This window comes from Streptomyces iconiensis (assembly GCF_028657195.3).
In the GTDB taxonomy this organism is placed as follows: domain Bacteria; phylum Actinomycetota; class Actinomycetes; order Streptomycetales; family Streptomycetaceae; genus Streptomyces; species Streptomyces iconiensis.
In genome coordinates this window covers 20,028-41,356 of record NZ_JANCPR020000010.1, presented here as the reverse complement: position 1 = coordinate 41,356, position 21,329 = coordinate 20,028, and the positions used below count along the sequence as shown (strand labels likewise).

The window sequence follows — 21,329 nt, the reverse complement described above, 5'->3', positions numbered from 1 at the left end:
CCGGCTCGCCCCCTCTCGCCCCGCTCCCTCTTCTCCCGATCGCTCCCGCATCAGGGCGCCGAATGCCGGGAGTTGGCGGCGGGAAGGGGCCGAGGAGACGGCGCAGGGGCGTACGGTCGGGTACGTTCGCCGTATGACAAGCGGCGCCTCCCACCCGTCCGCCATGGGCACCTCAGCTGGAACGGGCACCACACCCGCGACTGACACCACACCCGCCACCGGCACCCGGCCAGGCACCGGCACCGACACTCCGCCAGGCACCGGCACCGGCACTCCGCCCGTCGCGGTGATCCCGGCCGACGCCGAGCCCGTCATCCACGTCCTCCGCGTCTCCGAACACGCGCACGCCACGACGGCGCCCGGTGCGCTGCAGCCGCTCTCGGCGGAGGAGCGGGCACGCGCCACGACGTTCCTCCGCGCGGCCGACCGCGACCGCTATCTCGTCGCGCATCTGGCGCTGCGCCGCGAACTCGCCGCGCTCCTGGGCACGAGCCCCGCCGATGTGCCCCTCACCCGCGCCACGTGCCCCGTGTGCGGGGGGCCGCACGGGCGGCCGTCCGTCGAGGGCGATCCGCTGCACTTCTCGTTGTCACACGCGGGCGATCTCGTCCTGCTGGCGTTCGCGGGCGTTCCGATCGGCGTGGACGTCGAGGAGTACCCCGACCGCGCGACCGTCGCCGAGACATCCACCGCGCTCCACCCCCGTGAGCGCGACGAGTTGGCGCTGCTCCCCGAGGCCGGACGGCCCGCGGCTTTCACGCGCTGCTGGACCCGTAAAGAGGCGTATCTGAAGGGCACGGGCACGGGTCTGGGCGAGGACCCCTCGATCACGTATGTGAGCACGCTCGCCGTGCCCGCCTCACCGCCCGGCTGGCTGCTGACCGACCTGTCCGTGCCCCCGGGCCATGCCGCGGCGAGCGCTGTCCGGCTGTCCCGTGCGACCGATGCGGGGCCGGGATAGGTCCGTACGACCGGCGCGGCACCGGAGCCGGGGTCGGCCCGTACGACCGGCGCGGCGACGGCACTTCAGGAACGGCGCAGACGGTCCGTCGGCGGCCGGGCAGAATGCCCGGATGGACAGACGCACGATTCTGATCGAGGCTCCTTCCAACCTCGGCCTGCGCCCGCCGGTCCCCGGCGCCGTGCCCGGCTGCTACAAGCTCGCGGGTGCGCTGCGGGAACAGGGGCTGCCCCGCAGGATCGGTGCCGAGGAGGGCGGCGTCGTGGTGCCGCCCCGCTACGACAGGGGCGAATGGCAGCCCGGCGACGGGGTGTTCCACGCAGGGGCGCTGGCCGCGTACGCGCGCCGCCTCGCCGACAGGGTCGAACAGCACGTGCGCGCCGGCGACTTCACCGTGGTGCTCGGCGGTGACTGTTCCATCGTGCTGGGCTCCTCGCTCGGGCTGCGGCGCGTCGGCCGCTACGGGCTCGCCTACCTCGACGGGCACGACGACTTCCGGCACCCGGGCAACGCGACCCATGTGGGCGCCGCCGGAGGCGAGGACGTCGCGCTGGTCACCGGGCGCGGACAGCGTGACCTCACCGACCTGGAGGGGCTGCGCCCCTACACGCGCGACGAGGACCTCGTACTGCTCGGGCTGCGGGACGCCGAGAACGAGCCGGAGAACGTGTTCGAGGAGCTGTCGTCCCTCGGTATCGCGTACACGGCCGTCAGCACCGTCCGCGAGCAGGGCCCCGAGGCCGTGGCGCGGGAGGCGCTGGACCGTCTGGAGGCACCCGGGCTCGACGGGTTCTGGGTGCACATGGACGCCGACGTGCTCGACCCGAGCGTGATGCCCGCGGTCGACAGCGCCGAGCCAGGCGGCCTCTACCCCGGCGAACTCCGCGCGCTGCTGGGCCCGTTGGTCGCCTCTCCGCGCTGCGCCGGATTCCAGCTCACCATCTACGACCCGGACCGCGACGACCCCGAGGGCTCCTGCGCCGCGCTGCTCGCCGATCTCGTGGCGGATGTGCTGGGCCCGTGACCCGGTGAGGTCCGCCGAACGTCCGGAGACCCTGGCGGAGCGGGGGCGGACCGTGTTCCATGGTCATCGGGGGTCCCGGCAAGGCGGCGGCGCCCGCGAAAGACGCATGGAAGAAGCGAGGTTGCCGTGGCCACGACCGTACGACGCAGCACACTGACCCTGCCCGTCGCGCCGCTCGGCCCCGAGAATCCGCTGCCCGCGCTGCTGCCACTGGACGAGACGCACAGCCTGGAGGAGTCCGAACGGGCGGCGCTGCCGGCCGAGATGGCCCGCCAGGTCGGCTACGGGCCGCTGCGCACGGTGCTGCCCGCCCGGCTCCTCGACGGATACGGGCGGCAGCGCGAGCCGGCACAGCTCGACACCCTCGTGATCGAGAACGACCGGCTCCGCGCGACCGTGCTGCCCGGCCTCGGCGGCCGTATCGCGTCCCTCTTCCACAAGCCGACGCGGCGGGAACTGCTCTACGCCAACCCCGTCTTCCAGCCGGCCGACTTCGCGCTCAACGGGGCCTGGTACTCGGGCGGCGTCGAATGGAACATCGGTGCCACGGGGCACACGGCGCTCTCCTGTGCCCCGCTGCACGCCGCGCGCGTACCGGCGCCGCGCGGTGACGGCGCGATGGTGCGGCTGTGGGAGTGGGAGAGGCTGCGCGACACCCCGTTCCAGGTCGATCTGTGGCTGCCCGAGGGGTCCGACTTCCTGTACGTCGGCGTTCGCATCAGGAACCCGCACGACCGCACCGTGCCCGTCTACTGGTGGTCGAACATCGCCGTCCCCGAGGACGAGAACACCCGTGTGCTCGCGCCGGCCGAGGAGACCTGGTACTTCGCCTACGAGCGCCGGTTGCGGCGCATCCCCGTCCCCGAGTGGGAGGGCGCCGACCGTACGTACCCGCTGCGCAGCGGCTTTCCTGCGGACTACTTCTACGAGGTGCCCGAGGACGCACGCAAGTGGATAGCTTCGCTGGACGAGCGGGGCCACGGCCTCGTGCAGACCTCGACCGATGTGCTGCGCGGGCGCAAGCTGTTCGTCTGGGGCTCGGGCCCCGGCGGCAGGCGCTGGCAGCAGTGGCTGACCGAGCCTGGCACGCCGGGGTACGCGGAGATCCAGGCCGGCCTCGCCCGTACCCAGCTCGAACACGTCCCGCTGGAGGCCGGCGGCGCGTTCTCCTGGCTGGAGGCGTACGGGCCGCTGGCGGCCGACCCCTCCACCGTGCACGGCGACGACTGGGCCGCCGCGCGCGCCCACACCGGCGAGCGGCTGGAGGCGGCGCTCTCGCGCGCCGAGGTGGAAGCCGCCTACGCGGCCTGGCTCCCGTGCGCCGACACGGACCCACGGGGAGCGCCGCTCGCGAGCGGTTCGGGCTGGGGCGCGCTGGAGGTCGAGCGGGGCGGGTTCAGCCTGCCGGGCACGCCGTTCGAAGCGGCTGCGCTCGGTGACGACCAGCAGCCGTGGGCCGAACTCCTGCGTACCGGCGCCCTTCCGTGCGGCCCGGAAGAGGTTCCTCCCGGTCCCACCCTCGTCTCGCCCGAGTGGCGTGAGCTGCTGGAGTCGGCGCATGCGGAGGCCGAGGCGCCGCAGCACGTGCTCGACTACCACCTGGGCGTCGCGCAGTGGCACGCGGGCGACCGTTCCCAGGCGGTACGCAGCTGGGAGCGGTCCGTCGAACGGGCGGCGCGCTGGCCCGCTTTGCGCTGCCTGGCCGTCGCCGACCAGCAGGACGGCAACCCTGCACGCGCCGCCGAGCGCTACCTCGCCGCGGTGCACGACGCACGCACCCGCCTGGCGCACACGGACAGGACCATGGGCAGGCTCGCCGACATGACCGCGGACATGACCGCGAACGAGGCCACGGACAGGACCACGAACGAGGCCACGGGTGAGGTCGCGGAGGCCACGGGAGCCGTGGACGCCGTGGACGGCGCCGCGGGGGTGTCGCCGGGTGCCGCCGCGCTCGCCGCGCTCGCCCGCGAGGCCGTCGTGGCGCTGCTCGGGGCAGGCCGGCCCGATGACGCCGCCGGGGTTCTCGACGGTCTTCCCCCGAACGCCGGCCTGCGCGGTCGCTTCCGGCTGCTGCGCGCTCAAGTCCTGCTCGCGCAGGGCGACATCGCGGGGGCGCGTGCCGTCTTCGACGCCGGGTTCGAGGTCGAGGACCTGCGCGAGGGCGAGGAGGCACTCAGCGACACCTGGCACGCGCTGACCAGCGACCCCCTGCCCGACCGCTACGACTTCCGTATGCGTCCGGCCTGAGCGGTGTGCCGGGCTGAGCAGTGTGCCCGGCCTGAGCTGTGCGTCCCGGCTGGACTGTGCGCCGGGACTGAGCTGCGCCGTCCGGGCTGGACTGTACGGGCCTGGACTGTGCGTTCGGCCTGGACGGGGCGGCCAGGGGCAGGGGTTCGGCGCTGCGTGGTAGGTGCCGCTACCCCTGGCCGCCCTGCCTGTCGACGTACTCGAAGATGCTGCCGTCCGGGTGGCGGGCCACCAGGTTGCGGCCGATGGGGGTGGGCGTGGGGCCCGCGATGATCTCGGCGCCCACGGTGTGGAGGTCGGCGAGCGCCTCGTCCACGTCCTTGACCGCGAGCGTCGCCGCGATCTTGCGGAGGACTTCGAGGTGGCCCTCGGGTCCGCTCATCAGGAAGAAGGGACCGACGGCCGCGACGGCCACGGGGCCGTTCTGGAAGCGCACGGCCTCCGCGCTCGCCAGGCGTTCGTACACCGGAACGGCGGCGTCCAGATCGTCGACACAGATGCGCAGCGAGGTCCCCAGAATATCCATGTGCCCAGCCTAGATCCGTCGGGGCGCCCCTGCCCAACCCCCTTGGCAGCCCACCTCTTTGGGCCCGCACGGCCCTGGCCAACGTGCCGCGGCCCGCTTGCACACGGCAGGGCGGGGCCCGCTCACACGCGGCAGAGGACCTCGCCGTGCACCACCGTGAACCAGCCGTCCTCGTGCGCTCCCCACGTACGCCATGCCTCGGCCACGCGCTCCAGGTCCTCGCGGGTGGCGAGGCCGCCGCGCACCGCGATGCCGGCGTAGTCGGACGACACCGTACGGTCGGCCCACAGGCCGCTCCACCAGGCGCGTTCCTCCGGAGTGTGGAAGTTCCAGGTGCTGGTGGTCACGGTGACATCCGTGAATCCGGCCTCGCGCGCGTACGCGTGCAGCCGGCGGCCCGCGTCGGGGTCGCCGCCGTTGGCCCTCGCGACGCGGCGGTAGAGGTCCAGCCATTCGGGCATGCCCGCCACCTCCGGGTACCAGAACATCCCGGCGTAGTCAGCGTCCCGCACCGCCACCACACCGCCCGGGGCACACACCCGGCGCATCTCGCGCAGCGCCCCCACCGGGTCGCCCACGTGCTGGAGGGTCTGGTGCGCGTGGACGACGGAGAAGGTGTCGTCGGCGAAGGCCAGCGCGTGCACGTCGCCCGTGGTGAACTCCGTGTTCTCCAGGCCGCGTTCCCGCGCGGTGGCACGCGCGCGGGCGAGCACGTCCGCCGAGGCGTCCAGCCCGGTGACCGAGCCCCGGGGGACGAGCGCGGCCAGGTCGGCCGTGATGGTGCCGGGGCCGCAGCCGATGTCCAGGACATGTGCGTCGGGCCGCAGCGCGCCGAGCAGGTACGCGGCGGAGTTGGCTGCCGTACGCCAGGTGTGGGAACGCAGGACGGACTCGTGGTGGCCGTGGGTGTACACGGCGGTCTCTTGTGCCATGACCGCACGATAGACCTGAGTCTTGCCATGTGAGCAAGAACGTTCCGGAATATGGACGCCTCGCCGGCGCCCCGCCTGCGCTCCGAGAAAGCGCCTACGCCCTCGAGGTGCGGGAAACAGGGGGCAAGGGTCGGCCCTCGCCCCCCGGCTCGGTCGTTCACTCAGGCAGCGGTCGGTAGACCGTCAGTGCCTCGTGGTCCTTGGTCAGCATCAACTGGCCTGGTGCCGGGGCGACTTCGCCGTCGTACGCCAGGGACGAGCCCGGTGGGATGCCGGTGATCATCAGCTGGCGCAGCCGGGTGGCATGGCGCCTGTGCCGGTGTCCGAGTACGCCGCCGAGCGCGGACCACAGCAGCCGCGTACGGGCCCAGGAGCCGCCGGGGACGGCGCGCACGTCCAGCAGTCCGTCCGCCAGGTCGTACCGGCGTACCGGTGCCAGGCCGACGCCGCGGTAGGCGCAGTTGCCGGCGAAGAGGAGCCACAGGGTGTGCGGGCGCCCGGCGAGCCCCGCCTCGACGGGGTGTGAGTTGCGCAGCACGTGCCAGGCGGCCAGCAGTACGGCGGGGCCGCTGCCGACGCGGGGCGCCCACTTCTCGCGGACGCGCACCAGTTCGGGGTACGAGCCGAGGCTGAACGTGTTCACGAATGTGCCGTGCGCGTCGGCGGCGCCGGGAACCGGCGTGAAGCGCCCCAGGTCGACGGCGACCGCGTGCCCCGCCGTCACCGCGCGGCGCACCTCCCCGGCCGAGTCGATGCCGAGGTCGGCGGCGAAGTGGTTGCGGGTGCCGCCCGGGACCACCACCAGCGGGACGCCGTGCCGAACGGCGGCGCGCGCCGCCGCGTTGACGCTGCCGTCGCCTCCGCACACGCCCAGCGCGCCGCCCGCTTCGGCCGCCCTGGCCGCCGCTGCGTCCAGTTCGGCGCCCAGCTCGTCGTGTGCCGGGTCGCAGCTGACGACGTTCGCGCGCGGCAGCGCCGACCGCAGCGCGACGAGCACGGCCGGCTCCGGTCCGCGCTCACCGCGCTCGCCGTGTGCGCTGTCCGTTCCGCGTGCCCCGCCTGCCGTGAGCGACGGCGGGGTGACCAGCGCGGCGGGGCCCGGAACCGAGGGTGCGCCGGAGGCGGCCAGGGGGCCGGCCGTCACGTTCGCCACGAGTTCGAGCCCCGCACCCTCCGGCAGTGCGGGCGCCTCAGCGACGGGGCGTGCCGGTGCGGGGAGCTGGGAGCGCGAGGGTGTCAGTCCGCGTACCGCGAAGGCCGCGCCCACGCCCAGTGCCGCGCCCGCGAGGACGTCGCCGGGGTAGTGGACCCCCGTGTAGATCCGGGAGAACGCGACGGAGGCCGCGAGGGGTGTGACGGCGAGCCCCCAGCGCCGGGACTCCAGGGCCACGCCCGTGGCGAAGGCGGCGGCCGAGGCGGCATGTCCCGAGGGGAACGAGCTGGTGAAGGGCTGGCGGCGCAGTCGCCGTATGAGCGGGACCCCGTCCAGCAGCGGGCGGGCGCGCTGGATCGAGCGCTTGCCGATGGTGTTGACGGTGGCCGAGGCCAGCGCCAGTGAGGCGGTGCCGCGCAGCGCCGCCCGCTTGGCGGGGGTGGCGCCGGTGGCGGTGAGCCCGGCGGCGACGGCGAACCAGAGGCGCCCGTGGTCGGCGCTCCGGCTCAGCCGGGGCAGTACGCGTTCGGCGCCGGGCCAGTGACGGCCTGCCACATGACGGAAGACCGTGCGGTCCCACCGCGACCAGATCCCGTAGGTTCCGGCACCCGCGGCGCCGGATTCCGGCGGCGCCGTGGGCTCCGGCAGGTCGCGTTCCGTCATGTCCGCCTCACTTCCGCAGGTGGTGCATTTTCGCGGTCATGTCTGTTGTGCAGTCACTTGTCTACTACGACCAATGAGATGCCCCCTCCTGAATCCAGGTGTCGGGCGCCGCCCGACTGATTTCAGCCAGAACGGAGTCGGGGTCGCGCTCCTGGGCGAGGTCGCCGATGCTGACCATCCCGGTCAGCCTCCCGCCGCTGTCCAGCACCGGTAGCCGACGTATGGCATGGCTCCTCATCAGGTCGAGCGCGGCGGCTATTTCCATCCCCGGGCCGACCGTCACCGGGTCGGGCGTGCACACCGACTGGCAGCTCACGCTCAGCGGGTCCACACCGTCGGCCACGGCACGCAGTGCGATGTCCCGGTCGGTCAGCACACCCATCAACCGGCCGCCCCTGGCAACCAGTACATCGCCGATGTCCTGGGCCCTCATCAGCTGGGCCGCCTCGACGAGTGAGGCGTCCGGGCGCACCGTGGTGGCCGCGGGCGTCATGACTTCCCTGACGAACTGTGCCATCGTCCTCCGCCTTCTGTCCGTCCAACTCCCGCCGTGTGCGCGGCGGGGAGGGCCGGGGTACCCGCTCCCGGCCGGATGACACGGTTCCGGCGGCGGACACGGCGTGAACCTGAGGCGCGGATGTTTGTCCACCGAGCCGTCGGGCACCCGCACCCCCGTGCTTCGGAAAGAAGGCACATCCGCGGGAGCGACCTGTGCGCGCTTCGTTCGCCCCGCCTGTGTCTGCTCCCGCGGTGACTGTCCGTTCACCGCACAGCAATAGGGAGAGCACAGTGACCGTACGCACCCGTACGAAGCGCGCCAGGCATCCTCACGATGACGCTCCCGACACTTCTGGTGACTTCCGGCGCATCGCTCAGTTGGAGGACGGGCCGGAGAAGGAGGAGCTGCGTCAGCGGGTGGTCCGGGCCTGGATGCCGATGGCGGGACGGCTCGCCCGGCACTTCCGCAACCGTGGCGAGGCGCTGGAAGACCTCGAACAGGTGGCGGCACTCGGCCTCGTGAAGGCCGTCGCACGGTACGACATCTCACGCGGCTGCGCGTTCGAGAGCTTTGCCGTGCCGACCATCGTGGGGGAGATCAAGCGGCACTTCCGTGACCACATGTGGGGCCTGCACGTTCCGCGCCGCGTGCAGGAACTGCGCAACCGTGTCCGCACGACGCAGCGCGAACTGAGCCTCGGGCTCGACGGGCACAGCCCGACCGTCGCGCAGATCGCGGAGCACAGCGGGCTGAGCGAGGAGGATGTCCTCGTGGGCATGGAGGCGCTGGAGAGCTACAGCACGCTCTCGCTGGACGCCGAGCTGCCGGGGGCCGACGACGGCTACTCGCTGGCCGACACCATCGGTGCCTCCGAACCCGGCTTCGAACGGGTCGTCTACCGCGAGGCCGTCAAGCCGCGGCTGCGGCAGCTGCCCGAGCGCGAACGCGACATTCTCTACATGCGCTTCTTCTGCGACATGACGCAGAGCCGGATCGCCGAACAGCTCGGGATCTCGCAGATGCACGTGTCCCGGCTCATCACCCGGACGTGCAGCCGTATCCACCAGGAGGTGGAGTCCGACCGCCGTCACCACGAGCACGACGGTGCGCGCTCGGCCGTAGCGGCGTAGCCGCGAAGCGGCCACGGGGCACGCGCGGCACGCTTCCGTGCCGCGCGTGCCGCGGCCGGGAGGAGCGCTCGCCCGTAGCGGGAGGAGTGCTCACTCGTAGCGGCGCAGGGCCAGTGCCAGGTGCCGCGCCATCCGGTCGACCGCCCCCGCCTCGGCCAACTCGAAGGTGCGCCTGCCGCCGGTACGCAGCAGGGTCAGCGCCCCCATCGTCCGTCCGCCCGTCCGCCGCCCGGTCCTTCCCTCCCGGCCCGAGGGGCTGGGCGGCACGGTCAGCGGTACGCACAGCAGCGAGCTGACCTCCGTGCTGACCAGGACGGGCGCCCCCGCCGAGTCCCGGCCGAGTGCCTCGGGGTCCTCGGGGCGCACGAGCAGGGACTCGGAACCGCGTTCGGCCGCGTCGGCGACCACGGGCACATGGGAGGGGTCCTGGGCCGCGACCTCCTCGCGTATGTGCGCGGTGTCGCCCGAGCCGAGCACGGTGTGGCGGCGCAGCCGCCCGCTGGTGCACCGCCTGTCGACGATCACCCAGTCGGCGAACCGTTCGTGCAGTACGGCAGCCGCACGCTCCGTCGCCTCGTGCGCCGAGGAGGAGACGAGCAGCTCGGCCGCCATGTCGTCCACCACGTCCAGGAGTTCGGTGTGCCGTGACATCTCGGCGAGCCCCGGGCGCGGCACCCCTGTGTGGGTGCCGGTTGAGGCGAGGGCGCTGGGCGCCGCGTGCGCGACGAGCTGGAAGACCGACAGCACGGCACTGCGCTGCTCCCGGGGCGGGCGCAGCTCGCTGAGCGTCACGCGCAGCTCACCGTTGGCCGCTGTCTCGCCGTGCGGCGCGCGCAGGAGCTGTACGCGGAGGCTCCGCGAGCCCTCCCCCCTGGCGACGGCCGCCACCTGGGAGCGGAAGGCCGCCCGTGAGCTGTGCGCGAGCGCGCCGGTCAGCGCGCGCCCCGACGCGTAGCCGGCCCCGATGCCGAACAGTTCGGCCGCCGCCACGTTCAGCCGCCGCACCACACCGTCCCGGTCCAGCAGGGCGACCGCTACGGGGAGCCGCTGGAAGAGGGCACGCAGGGTCTGCTGTTCGCGCGCGTCGGAGTGGTCGCCCGAGGGCTTCTTCGAGGCGACCAGTGCCTCGACCCGGGGCCACAGCACGTCGACCGCGTGCTGGAGTTCGAAGAGAGCCGCATCGAGTGTGGGCAGCGGCTCGGTGCCCGGAAGAGCGCGCGCCGACTTCAGTTCGTCGACACGCCGTCGGAAATCTGCGAGTTCGGTCCCGAACTCATTAACCCCGGTCATGCGCTCAACCTAGCCCTAGGGAGTACGGAGCGTCCCGTGGCGTGACTTTCCCAACGGATTCCGCGCACCAGTAGGTACATACGTCCGTTTTCTGATCTCTCCCGCCGGGAACACGGGCGCCTATGAGCACTCCCCGGCACGTCCCCTTTCCCGGCACCACCCCCACGGAAGCGGCTCACATCGATCCCGAGGAACGACCGCCGGGCGAGGGATCCGTACGGCGGAGCCTGGCTCATCTCGCCGAACAGGCGGCCAGGTTCAGCCCCGACTGCTGCGGTGCCATCGCCACGCTGACGGAGGCGTCCGCGTCTGGAGCGGCTGCTTCCGGTTCTGCCGCGCGGGGGGTGCCGGGGCTGCCCGGCCTCCCCCCGGGCGCCGGCGAGCCGGGGGAGCCGAGCGAGCTGGAGGAGACGGCGGCCAGCGGTGAACTGCCCGTCGCCGTCACCCACCCCGACCTCGCCGGGCTCGTGGCCGTACAGCGCGAGACCGGCGAGGGGCCGATACCCACATCCCTGCGGACCGGCCGCCCGGCCGGCGGCGACGACTTCCTCTACTCCGAACGCTGGCCCGAATACCGCGCCCGCGCCCTGGAGTCGGGACTGCGCTCCAGCACCACCCTTCCCTACCTGCGGGACGGGCTCGTCCTGACCCTCACGGTCTGCTCCTTCCGCCCCTATCTGCTCGACGAGGACGTACGCTCCAGCACCGCGCTCCTCGGCGACCTCGCCGCCTCCGTGCTCGTACGCGACGTGCGCTACAGGGCCGCGCTCGAAGAGGTCGAACAGCTCGACACGGCGCTGCGCTCCCGGCCCGTCGTCGACCGCGCCTGCGGCATCGTCATGGCCGTCACGGCGTGCACGGACGACGAGGCGTTCGCGCTGCTGCGCCGCCTGTCCCAGCGCACCAACCACAAGCTCTACGACCTCGCGGAGGGCATCGTGCGCACGCGCGGTCGCGGCCTGGAGGAGCAACTGCGCCGGCTCGGGCGAACGCCGTAGCCGGTACGTGTCGCCGCTCCCGGTGTCAGCGCCTTCTGCCAAGGTGGAGGAGGTGAAGGTTGTCTGATGTACGGGTTGAAGGACAGCGGCGGAGGCAGGGACGGATGCGGCGCACCGACCAGGGACCTGAAGGGGAGGAGACCCCCCGTACGCCCGCCGAGGCCACCAGGGAGGCGGCGTGCGCGTACTGGCACCGGCGTGGCATGCCCACCGAACCCTCGCAGGTCGCCGTCGCACCCGGGGCGCCCCTGCTGCTGCTCGCCGTCCTCGCGGCTGCGGGCGGCGGCGGACCCCGTGTCTCCCGCGCAGGTTGGGGCAGCGTGCTGCTGCCGCGCCCCTGCTCGGCCTGGTACGCGCCGCAGGTCAGGCTGCTCGGGCGGGTTCCGCGCGGGGTGCCGGTTCCCGCCGAGTGCGGCGGGGTGCCCGACCCCTTCGTCCTGCTGGAGACGGTGCGCAGGGCGCGCGAGGAGGGCGACGAGCCGGGCATGCTCGTCCTCTCCGTCGCCGACGACGTCACAGGGACTGCCGTACCGCCCGAGCTGCTGCACGAGGTGTGCGAGGCGGCGACCGACGAGGGGCTGCTCGTCGTCAGCGACGAGACCTGGCGCGACACCTCGCACCGCCCGCACGACACCGTCACCGTGAGCCCCGCCGAGATGCTGGACGCCTCCCGGCACGCCGACGCCGACAGTGTCGTCGTGCTCGCCGGGCTCGGCCCCGCGCTGCTGCCGCCGGGGCTGCACGCGGGGATCGCCCGCTTTCCCCGCACGGGGCGCGGGCACGCGCTGGGCGAGGAAGTGCGCGAGGTGCTCGCCGCGCTGCACACCGATCTGTCCGACCCGGTGGGCACGGCGGCGGCCGAGGCGCTGACCGAACCCGAACCGCTGCGGGCACGCCGCGCCTCGGCGGCCCGGCTGCACGGCACCTTCGCCGCCGCGCTGCACCGCGCCGTCCTCGGCGTGGGCGCACCGTGCCGGCCGCCGCACGTGGGGCGGCAGCTCTACATCGATCTGGAGCAGTTCAGGCCGCGCCTGGCTGTGCTCGGGATCACGGACGCCGCGGGGCTTGAGGCCGAACTGGTGCGCAGGCTGGGGCCGTACGCTGCTGGGGGACATCGTTTCGGCGACGATCCGCACGCGCTGCGGGTGCGGCTGACCACGGACGTGCTCGCGCACGCGCTGACGGACGCCGCCTGGGCCCGGCCCGCGGGGCATGCGGCGGGCGCCGGGAGAGCGATGGTCCCCGAGGACAGGAATCCGCTGGAATTGCCGGGCGCCGCCGAGGCGTTGACAGCGGTGCAGTCGGCGCTGGCCGACCTCACGGATGGGAGCTCTCACTAGTGACCGAACGGACCGGGCAGCGCCCTGAGCGCCCACACTCCGCCTCTCCTACGCCCTCTCCTTCGTCGCCGCCGGCCTCTTCGGCGCCCTCTGCCTCTTCCGCCTCTTCCGCTTCCTCGGCCTCTTCGCCGGCCCCGACGCCCTCGTCGCCCGGCACGCCGGGTGCCGCTGCCCCGGTGGGTCCGCACTCCGCCGGGGCCGGGACCGGCGCCGGGTCCGGGCACTCCGGTGCGGTCATGCTGGAGACGCCGCGCCTGCACCCGTCCCCGCCGCATCCGCTCGGCGCCCGGCGGCTGTGGCCCCGCAGCTTCGCCGACCGGCTCACGCACCCGCTGCCCGGGGTCCGTGCGATGGCCAGGCTCGCCCGCGAGGGCGCCATGCGTCCCATGTCCTCAGCGCTGCGTGAGGAGATCCCGAAGCTCCCTTTCGCGCCGGGCCCGATGCCCGACGCCGACACCGACACGCTCGCCGTCACCTGGGCGGGGCACGCCAGCTGGGTCGTACGGATCGGAGGGCTGACCGTGCTCACCGACCCGGTGTGGTCCCGGAAGATCCTCGGCACCCCGGCACGTGTCACCCCGGTCGGTGTCGCCTGGCGGGACCTGCCGAAGGTCGACGCCGTGGTCATCTCGCACAACCACTACGACCACCTCGACGCGCCCACCCTGCGAAGACTGCCGCGCGACACCCCGCTGTTCGTGCCTGCGGGGCTCGGTGAGTGGTGCCGCAGACGCGGCTTCACGACCGTGACCGAGCTGGACTGGTGGGAGGGCGCCGAGCTGCCCGTGCCCGGGGGAGACGCCCGCGTCCGCTTCGACTTCGTCCCCGCGCACCACTGGTCCAAGCGCAGCCTGACGGACACATGCCGTTCGCTGTGGGGCGGCTGGGTGCTCACCGACAAGAACGGGCAGCGGCTGTACTTCGCGGGGGACACGGGTTACGGACACTGGTTCGGCGAGATCGGCCGCCGCTACCCGGGTATCGACCTGGCGCTGATGCCCATCGGTGCCTACGACCCGCGCTGGATGCTGCGGCCCGTGCACACCGATCCCGAAGAGGCCGTGCTCGCCTGCCAGGACCTCGGGGTCCGCAGGATGGCGCCGATGCACTGGTCGACGTTCCTGCTCTCGGGCGAGCCCCCGCTGGAGCCGCTGATCCGGGTCAGATCCGCCTGGCGCGACGCGGGGCGTGAGCGCGAGGACCTGTGGGACCTGCCGGTCGGCGCCTCACGGGTGCTGGGCTGAGCGCCGTACCTTCCGCCACAGCGAAGGGGCCGCGCTGAGCAGCAGCGTGAGCCCCACCGCTGCGGCGATCCCCTCCCAGGGGCTCGGGAAGAGCGAGCCGCCGGCGACGCCGATCAACTGGTAGGCGGCGGCCCAGGCCAGGCACGCGAGGACGTCGCCGCGCGCGAACTGCCGCAGCGGCGTACGCGAGAGCAGGCAGGCCAGCATCACCGGGATACGCCCCGCCGGCACGAGGCGGGAGAGGACCAGGACGGCGACACCGTGCTCGCGCAGCTTCTTGTCCGCCTGCGCCAGCCGCTCGGGTGCGGCGCGCTCGCGCAGCGCGGCCAGCCAGCGCGAGCCGTTCTTCGAACCGATACCGCGCTTGCCCAGCCAGTAGAGCCCCAGGTCGCCGAGGAAGGCCGCGAGCGAGGCCACACCGAAGACGGTCAGCAGCGAGAGCGCGGGCAGGCTCTGATGCATCGCCACGACGGCGGCGCCGCTCACCAGCGCGCCCGTCGGCACCACGGGCACCAGCGAGCCCAGCACGACCAGCAGGAAGAGCGACGGATAGCCGACGGCCTGCTGGGTGCCCTCCGGCGGGGTCACCACGGCCCGGGAGACGGACTCGGCCACCGTCCCGAGTCCGTCCGCGAGTACTCCGCTCACCGGGTCGCCTCCAGCCGCACGCTCTCGCCGTGCGCCAGCAGGTGCACCGCGACCTCGGGCGCGGGTTCGGCGGCGAGCCGTACGAACTCCTCACCGGGGGAGTGGAATTCATGGGGTCTGACCGCGTCCATGCCGATCGGCCAGTACGTGCCGAAATGCACCGGTACGGCGCTGCGTGGGCGCAGCCTGGCCAGCGCCTCCGCCGCGCGCCCCGCGTCCAGATGGTGCTCGCCCAGGAACGGGCCCCAGCCGCCCACCGGCAGCAGGGCCGTGTCCACGGGGCCCACGGCACGCTCCATCCCGTCGAACAGGCCGGTGTCGCCCGCGAAGTAGGTGCGGGCCTCGCCCTCGACGACATAGCCGAGGGCCGGAGGGCCGTGCGGCCCGACCGGCAGCCGCCGTCCGTCGTGCGAGGCGGGCACGGCACGTACGGTCACGGGTCCGACGGCGATCTCGTCACCGGGCTCCACCTCGTTCAGCTCCAGCAGCGGCGCCACCCGGCGCAGCCCGGGCACCGCGCGCACGGCGCCGCGCGGCAGCACCACACGGGTTCCCGGCATGAGCCGCGAGAGCGAGCCGACGTGCAGATGGTCGGCGTGCAGATGGGAGATCAGCACCACGTCGGCGACGGCGGCCTCGCGGGGCGGCAGTTCGCCGCGCCTGCGGCGCAGATGGGCCATGCGCCGTACGAACAGCGGGTCGGTCAGCACCGTGACCCCCGAGTCCCGCACGGTCGCTGTGGCGTGCCCCCACCATGTGACCTCGACCGGCACGGGCGCTCCTCCCCGGAATGTATGGCCCCTCTCAGGCGCTGAGCCTTCACAGACGTCTTCGTGGCCACTACGAGCGTAAGCGGGTCCGGTGTGCGCGTGTCACCGAGCCCGTGTTCACGCCTCGTCCAGCCGTGTCCCGGGACTGTGCAAAAGTGGATGTCGCCGACGATGTCCTGCGAACCGTGAGGACCGTGAGGGAGGTGAAGATACGGCGTGCGGAAGCTGCGTGATCTCCGTAACCTCCGTGTCCTCCACCGTCCCGGCCTCCGTGGTATCCGCTGGCGGGCGCTGGGCGCTGCCTCGCTCCGGGTGGGCGCCGTCTGGCTGGCCAGTACCCTGACCATGCTCGTCCTCGCCGGAGTGCTGCCCGACTTCCGGCTCCAGTCGGCCAGCCGGGACAGCGCCACCGTGATCGGTATCACGGCCGCCGTCGGCGCGGGGGCCTTCGGGCTGCTGAGCGCGCTGGTGTGGCCGATTCTCGTACGGGCCCTGCTGCTGGTGCCGGCGCTGGTGCTCGGACTGCTGGTCTTCTTCCTCAACGGTTCGCTCCTGTGGCTCGCCCTGTATCTCATCCCGTACGGAGGGGGCAGCACGGACCCCTCGATGGCGGTCGTGGTGGCCGCCGCGATGTCCGCGGCCTCCTCGGCGACCAACGCCCTCCTCGCGATCAGGGACGACGGCGCCTACCGCCGCAGGCTCGCGCGCGTCACGGGACGCAGGCGCCGCAGGGAGGGGGCCGCCCTGCCGCCGTCCACGCCGGGCACCGTCTTCCTCCAGCTCGACGGGCTCGGGCACGCCGTGCTCCGCGACGCGGTGGAGCCGCGCGAGAACGGCGAGCCGCTGATGCCGGCCCTCGCCGCCCTGTGCGGGCACACCCACAGGCTGACCCGGTGGCGCACCGACTGGTCCAGCCAGACCGGCGCCAGCCAACTGGGCATCCTGCACGGCACCAACGAGGACGTGCCCGCCTTCCGCTGGTACGAGAAGGAGACGGGCGAGGTGGTGGTCAGCAACAGGCCGTCCAGCGCCGCCGAGCTGCAGCGCCGCGCCGTCGCGCGTACGGGGGAGCGGGGACTGCTCGCGCAGGACGGCGCGAGCAGGGGGAACCTGTTCACGGGCGGCGCGGCGCAGGTCGCGCTGGTGCTGTCGGTCTCGGCCAGGCGCGGCAAGGAGACCCGCTCGCGCGCCGGGTACTTCGCGTACTTCTCCGACCCGGCGAACGCGACCCGTACCGCCGTCTCGTTCGTCGCCGAGGTCGTGCGCGAGATGGTGCAGTCGACGCGCGCGCTGCTGCGCCGCGAGCGGCCACGGGTGGGGCGCGGCGGGCTGTACCCGTTCATCCGGGCCTTCGCGACCGTCGTCGAGCGGGACGTGGTGGTCGCCGCCGTCCTGGGCGACATGCTCAGCGGACGTACCGCCGTCTACGCCGACCTGGTCGGCTACGACGAGGTGGCCCACCACTCCGGGCCACGCGGCAGGGACACCCACCAGGTGCTGCGCCGCCTGGACCGCTCGGTCGCGCTGATCGCCAAGGTCGCCGAGCGGGCGCCGCGGCCGTACCGGCTGGTGGTGCTCTCCGACCACGGGCAGAGCCCGGGGGAGACGTTCGAGGAGGCGTACGGGCTGACGCTGGAGGACCTCGTACGGGCGGGGAGCGGGCTCCAGGTGCCGCGCCGCGCCGGGCGTACGGCCAGCGGTTCCGAGGCACGCGCCGCGGCGCGTGCGGCGCTGCACCGGCCGGAGGACTCGGGCCAGGAGGCGCCGCGCAAGCCGCGCAGGGACACCGGGCCCGTGGTGCTCGCCTCGGGGAACCTGGGCCTTGTCTCGTTCCCCGATGTGCCGGGGCGTATGACCCGCGAGCAGTTCGAGGAGCGCCGCCCCGCGCTGCTGCGCACGCTCGCCGAGCACCCGGGGATCGGGTTCGTCCTGGTGGAGAGCGAGGAGCACGGGCCTGTCGTGCTGGGCAGCGGGGGCTCGGAACACCGGCTGGCGACGGGCGAGGTCATCGGTACGCGCGATCCGCTGGCGGACTTCGGTCCCGGCGCGGCCGACGCCGTGCGCCGTACGGCGGGCTTTCCGCATACGGCCGACCTCATGGTCAACTCCGCCTTCGATCCCCTGACCGGGGACGTGCACGCGTTCGAGGAGCAGATCGGTTCCCATGGCGGCCTCGGCGGGGAGCAGGGGCACGCCTTCCTGCTGTCCCCGCTGGAGCTGTCACCCCCGGCCGAGCCGGGGGCCGAGCTGGTGGGCGCCGGCGCCGTGCACAGGGTGCTCAGGCGCTGGCTGGCCGAGTCGGCCGAGCCACGCGGCCGTACCGACCCACGGCCCGTACGGGGCGAGCGGCTGCCCGCCGCGCCCCGTGCGTGAGCCGGTGGAAGGAAGGCCGTCAGGCCACGGGGGCCTGGGGCTCCCGTGGGCCGGAGCTCTCACGGATCGGCACGCCGACCTCGTCCAGGTGCCGCAGCGCCTCGCGCCAGGACTCGATGAGCCCGGTCTCGTGGTACGAGACGTCCAGCTCGGCGCAGAAGTCGCGCACGAGGGGCCGCGCCTTGCGCAGGTGCGGGCTGGGCATGCTGGGGAAGAGGTGGTGCTCGATCTGGTAGTTGAGCCCGCCGAGCGCGACATCGGTGAACCAGCCGCCGCGCACGTTGCGCGAGGTGAGCACCTGGCGGCGCAGGAAGTCGGGCCGCTCGTTGCCCCGGAGGGTGGGCATGCCCTTGTGGTTGGGCGCGAAGATGCTGCCGAGGTAGACGCCGAAGACCATGTGGTGCAGCAGAAGCACGATGAGGGCCATGCCGACCGGCATCACGTAGAAGAGCGCGCCCAGGTAGGCGGCGGTGTGCACGAGCAGCAGCCCGCCCTCCAGCCACTTGCGCTTCAGGTGCGGCTGGCGCAGTGCCCTGACGCCGGAGACGTGCAGGTTGAAGCCCTCAAGCGTTAGCAGGGGGAAGAAGAGCGCGGCCTGGTGGCGGCCGATGAAGCGGGGGAGGCCACGGGCTTCCCTGGCCTGCTCCTGGGACCACACGAGGATGTCGGGCGCGACGTCCGGGTCCAGCTCCTCGTGGTTGGGGTTGGCGTGGTGGCGGGTGTGCTTGTTCATCCACCAGCCGTACGACATCCCGATGCACAGGTTGCCGACGATCCGGCCGGCGACCTCGCTCGCGCGGCGTCCCTTGAAGACCTGGCGGTGCGCCAGGTCGTGGGCCACCAGTGCCAACTGGCCGTACATCACGCCCAGGTACGCGGCGATCGCGAGCTGCCACCAGGATTCGCCCACGGTGAAGAGCGCCACCCAGCCCGCGATGAACGCGAGTCCGACCAGGGCGATGCGCGCGGTGTAGTAGCCGGGCCGACGTGCCATCAGCCCCGCTTCGGAGATCCTGCGGGAGAGCCGAGAGAAGTCGCTGCCCTGACCCTTGGGGCCGCGCTGCCCGGACGGTACCCCGGGTGGTGCTTCGATCGCTGTCGTCATGTCTCAAGCCTGGCCGTGCGGGGCCTGCTCCCGACAGCCGTGCAGCATGCCTGTGAAGCGGGGGCTGTCGTGCCCACGAGGGTGTAGCTAGGTACACCCTCAGCGCCGGAATCACGCCATTTGTCCGGCTCGTCACGGCGTCCTGGCCGTTCCGCGTGCGCTAGCGTGCGCTCTCGTGTCCGAGCCCCAGTCCCGCCGGGAAGACGGCGCGCTGACCCTGCACATCGGCCGGGACGAACTCGTCGTCCAGCAGCGCTACGAGGCGGCGAGCGTCCTCAACGACATCCTCATCGCCGTCTGGTTCCTCATCGGCAGCATCATGTTCTTCTCGCCGGAGTGGACGCGCGCCGGAACCTGGTGCTTCGTGCTGGGCAGCGTCGAGCTGATGATCAGGCCCGCCATCCGCCTCGGCAGGCAACTGCACATCAAGCGGCTGCGCGGCGGTGCCGCACTGTACTCCTCGAACCAGGACTACTACTGAACCGGGGCTGCTGAACCGGGACCACCGCTGACGGTCCCTGCGGGGATGGCTTTTCTAAAGTTGCATCCTGGATGCGTATTTTATTAGATTGCCGCCATGCGATTGGCGAAGTCGACGGACCTGGCACTGCGCGTGGTGATGCGGCTGGCGGTCGCCGGTGACGAACTGTGCGTCGCGCGGCAGGTCGCCGAGGACATGCAGGTGCCCTACAGCCACCTCGCGAAGGTGGTGGGCAGGCTCCAGCGCCTCGGCGCCGTGGAGACACGGCGTGGCAGGGGCGGCGGGCTCGCGCTCACCGAGGAGGGGCGCACGGCGTCCGTCGGCTGGCTGGCGCGGGAGTTCGAGGGTGTCGGCGATGTCGTCGACTGCGAGGGTGACGTGCCCTGCCCGCTGCACCGTGCCTGTCGGCTGCGCACCGCGCTGCGCCAGGCCCAGGAGGCGTTCTACGCCTCGCTCGATCCGCTGACCGTCGCCGACCTCGTCGGCCCGCCCACGGGACCCGTGCTGCTCGGGCTCGTGGGCGGTTCCGGCGGTGCGGGTCCGCCGGGCGGGCAGCCCGCCCGGCAGGCGTAGGCGGTGCCCGCCGTGAGGGGCGGGCCTTCTTTTCGCCGTTGAATATGAATCTCTAGTGCAACTTTGGAGTGCGTCGTGCCGTCACCGGAACCCGTGCCGTCGTCGCTGCTGTCGCAGAAGTCCGCCGCGACCGTCCGCGCCACCCTCCCCGTCGTGGCCGAGGCCATCGGCACCGTCAGCGACGTGTTCTACCGCCGCATGTTCACCGCGCACCCCGAACTGCTGCGGAACCTGTTCAACCGGGCCAACCAGGCGTCCGGCACCCAGGCCCGCGCGCTCGCCGGCTCCGTGGCCGCCTACGCCACGGCCCTTGTCACCCCCGGCAAGGACGCCGACGGGATGCTCCGGCGGATCGCTCACAAGCACGCCTCGCTCGGCGTCGCGCCCGCGCAGTACGACGTCGTGCACGAACACCTCTTCGGCGCGCTCGGCGAAGTGCTCGGTGACGCGGCGACCGACGAGGTCGTGGCCGCGTGGGACGAGGTCTACTGGCGCATGGCCAGGACCCTCATCGACAGCGAACGTGCGCTCTACGCCCGCCACGGCGTGCTCACCGGCGCCACCTGGCGTCAGTGGGAGGTCGTGGAGCGTATCCAGGAGACGCCGGAGGCCGTCACCTTCCGCATCCGTCCCGCCGACGGACGCGCGGCGCCGCACTTCAGCGCGGGCCAGTACATCTCCGTACAGGCCGAACTCCCCGACGGCGCCCGCCAGATCAGGCAGTACAGCCTCACCGGCGTGCCCGGCGACCCCGTGCACTCCTTCACCGTCAAGCGCGAGCTGCCCGAGGGCGGTGTGGCGGGTGAGGTCTCCCACCAGCTGCACGACCAGGTGCGCGAGGGCTGCACGCTGACCGTCTCCGCGCCCTACGGAGACCTCGTACTGGAGACGGAAGCGGCCGAAGACACCGAAACGGCCCTGCTGTTCGCGTCGGCCGGGATCGGCTGCACCCCGTTCCACTCGATGCTCCACCACCTGGTCGCCCAGGGGCACCAGGGGTCCGTGCTGGCGCTGCACGCCGACCGTTCCCCCGCCACGCACGCGCTGCGCGCCGAGCGGGAACGGCTGGTCACCAAGCTCGCCGAAGCCCGCTCGTACGTCTGGTACGAGCATGCCGACGAGCCCGCTGCCGATTCCGCCGACGATTCCGCCGCCGAGTGGCGCACCGGGCGCATGGACCTGTCAGGGCTGGAGCTGCCCGAGCGCGTACGCGCCTACCTGTGCGGGCCGCTGCCCTTCATGCGGGGTGTGCGCGACCAGCTCCTGGCGCGCGGTGTGCCGGCCGGCGACATCCACTACGAGGTCTTCGGCCCCGATCTGTGGCTCGCGCGGTGAAGTGCCCGGTGGCGCTCAGTCGCTCAGTAGTCAG

Annotated in this window: 19 protein-coding genes; 11 read left to right on the top strand and 8 right to left on the bottom strand. The window is 73.0% G+C overall.

Annotation, left to right across the window (positions count from 1 at the left end):
* Positions 1-133: 133 nt before the first annotated feature.
* From NMN56_RS12155 to NMN56_RS12145, 3 genes are all read left to right on the top strand, one after another.
* Positions 134-961 (top strand): 4'-phosphopantetheinyl transferase family protein, encoded by an 828-nt coding sequence (locus NMN56_RS12155; protein WP_347178589.1) that lies wholly within the window; start codon positions 134-136, stop codon positions 959-961.
* A gap of 112 nt (positions 962-1,073) precedes the next feature.
* Positions 1,074-1,985 carry an arginase family protein gene (locus NMN56_RS12150; protein WP_274040045.1) on the top strand — a complete coding sequence of 304 codons (912 nt, stop codon included), beginning with the start codon at positions 1,074-1,076 and terminating at the stop codon, positions 1,983-1,985.
* A gap of 126 nt (positions 1,986-2,111) precedes the next feature.
* Positions 2,112-4,235 carry a DUF5107 domain-containing protein gene (locus NMN56_RS12145; protein ID WP_274040044.1) on the top strand — a complete coding sequence of 708 codons (2,124 nt, stop codon included), beginning with the start codon at positions 2,112-2,114 and terminating at the stop codon, positions 4,233-4,235.
* Positions 4,236-4,404: 169 nt separating this feature from the next.
* Here NMN56_RS12145 and NMN56_RS12140 read toward each other — a convergent pair whose 3' ends face one another.
* The 4 genes from NMN56_RS12140 to NMN56_RS12125 all read right to left on the bottom strand — a co-directional run bounded on the left by NMN56_RS12140 (position 4,405) and on the right by NMN56_RS12125 (position 8,026).
* A complete protein-coding gene (locus NMN56_RS12140; protein ID WP_274040043.1) occupies positions 4,405-4,761 on the bottom strand; it encodes a VOC family protein in 357 nt (118 codons plus the stop codon).
* A 122-nt stretch (positions 4,762-4,883) separates the two neighbouring features.
* Positions 4,884-5,693 (bottom strand): methyltransferase domain-containing protein, encoded by an 810-nt coding sequence (locus tag NMN56_RS12135; protein WP_274040042.1) that lies wholly within the window; start codon positions 5,691-5,693, stop codon positions 4,884-4,886.
* Positions 5,694-5,850: 157 nt separating this feature from the next.
* Positions 5,851-7,509, bottom strand: a complete 1,659-nt coding sequence (locus NMN56_RS12130; RefSeq protein ID WP_274040041.1) for a bifunctional phosphatase PAP2/diacylglycerol kinase family protein — start codon at positions 7,507-7,509, stop codon at positions 5,851-5,853.
* Positions 7,510-7,573: 64 nt separating this feature from the next.
* Positions 7,574-8,026, bottom strand: a complete 453-nt coding sequence (locus NMN56_RS12125; protein ID WP_274040040.1) for a CBS domain-containing protein — start codon at positions 8,024-8,026, stop codon at positions 7,574-7,576.
* A 272-nt stretch (positions 8,027-8,298) separates the two neighbouring features.
* Between NMN56_RS12125 and NMN56_RS12120 the strand changes: the two genes are divergently transcribed.
* Complete coding sequence (locus NMN56_RS12120) at positions 8,299-9,138, top strand: SigB/SigF/SigG family RNA polymerase sigma factor (protein ID WP_274040039.1); 840 nt, start codon at positions 8,299-8,301, stop codon at positions 9,136-9,138.
* A gap of 90 nt (positions 9,139-9,228) precedes the next feature.
* Here NMN56_RS12120 and NMN56_RS12115 read toward each other — a convergent pair whose 3' ends face one another.
* Complete coding sequence (locus NMN56_RS12115; protein WP_274040038.1) at positions 9,229-10,428, bottom strand: PAS domain-containing protein; 1,200 nt, start codon at positions 10,426-10,428, stop codon at positions 9,229-9,231.
* A gap of 122 nt (positions 10,429-10,550) precedes the next feature.
* Here NMN56_RS12115 and NMN56_RS12110 point away from each other — a divergent pair, with 122 nt between their 5' ends.
* From NMN56_RS12110 to NMN56_RS12100, 3 genes are all read left to right on the top strand, one after another.
* A complete protein-coding gene (locus NMN56_RS12110) occupies positions 10,551-11,426 on the top strand; it encodes an ANTAR domain-containing response regulator (RefSeq protein WP_274040037.1) in 876 nt (291 codons plus the stop codon).
* 104 nt (positions 11,427-11,530) lie between these two features.
* Positions 11,531-12,766 carry an aminotransferase class I/II-fold pyridoxal phosphate-dependent enzyme gene (locus NMN56_RS12105; protein WP_280842634.1) on the top strand — a complete coding sequence of 412 codons (1,236 nt, stop codon included), beginning with the start codon at positions 11,531-11,533 and terminating at the stop codon, positions 12,764-12,766.
* A 236-nt stretch (positions 12,767-13,002) separates the two neighbouring features.
* Positions 13,003-14,010 (top strand): MBL fold metallo-hydrolase, encoded by a 1,008-nt coding sequence (locus tag NMN56_RS12100; protein ID WP_274040035.1) that lies wholly within the window; start codon positions 13,003-13,005, stop codon positions 14,008-14,010.
* On the opposite strand, the gene NMN56_RS12095 is transcribed toward NMN56_RS12100, so the two are convergent.
* On the bottom strand, positions 13,993-14,625 hold the full coding sequence (locus tag NMN56_RS12095) for a DedA family protein (RefSeq protein ID WP_274040523.1): 633 nt from the start codon (positions 14,623-14,625) through the stop codon (positions 13,993-13,995). The two genes, NMN56_RS12100 and NMN56_RS12095, sit on opposite strands and share 18 nt — an antisense overlap.
* Before the next feature lie 29 nt (positions 14,626-14,654).
* Positions 14,655-15,431, bottom strand: a complete 777-nt coding sequence (locus tag NMN56_RS12090; protein ID WP_274040034.1) for an MBL fold metallo-hydrolase — start codon at positions 15,429-15,431, stop codon at positions 14,655-14,657.
* A gap of 288 nt (positions 15,432-15,719) precedes the next feature.
* On the opposite strand from NMN56_RS12090, the gene NMN56_RS12085 reads away from it, so the two are divergent.
* A complete protein-coding gene (locus NMN56_RS12085) occupies positions 15,720-17,801 on the top strand; it encodes a phage holin family protein (RefSeq protein ID WP_274040522.1) in 2,082 nt (693 codons plus the stop codon).
* A gap of 19 nt (positions 17,802-17,820) precedes the next feature.
* On the opposite strand, the gene NMN56_RS12080 is transcribed toward NMN56_RS12085, so the two are convergent.
* Positions 17,821-18,906 (bottom strand): fatty acid desaturase family protein, encoded by a 1,086-nt coding sequence (locus NMN56_RS12080; protein ID WP_274040033.1) that lies wholly within the window; start codon positions 18,904-18,906, stop codon positions 17,821-17,823.
* Positions 18,907-19,081: 175 nt separating this feature from the next.
* On the opposite strand from NMN56_RS12080, the gene NMN56_RS12075 reads away from it, so the two are divergent.
* From NMN56_RS12075 to NMN56_RS12065, 3 genes are all read left to right on the top strand, one after another.
* The gene (locus NMN56_RS12075; RefSeq protein ID WP_274040032.1) at positions 19,082-19,387 is read left to right on the top strand and encodes a YrhK family protein; all 306 of its coding nucleotides are present in this window, start codon (positions 19,082-19,084) and stop codon (positions 19,385-19,387) included.
* 96 nt (positions 19,388-19,483) lie between these two features.
* On the top strand, positions 19,484-19,960 hold the full coding sequence (locus tag NMN56_RS12070) for an RrF2 family transcriptional regulator (RefSeq protein ID WP_274040031.1): 477 nt from the start codon (positions 19,484-19,486) through the stop codon (positions 19,958-19,960).
* A 105-nt stretch (positions 19,961-20,065) separates the two neighbouring features.
* Positions 20,066-21,295 (top strand): globin domain-containing protein, encoded by a 1,230-nt coding sequence (locus NMN56_RS12065; protein WP_274040521.1) that lies wholly within the window; start codon positions 20,066-20,068, stop codon positions 21,293-21,295.
* Positions 21,296-21,329: the final 34 nt, after the last annotated feature.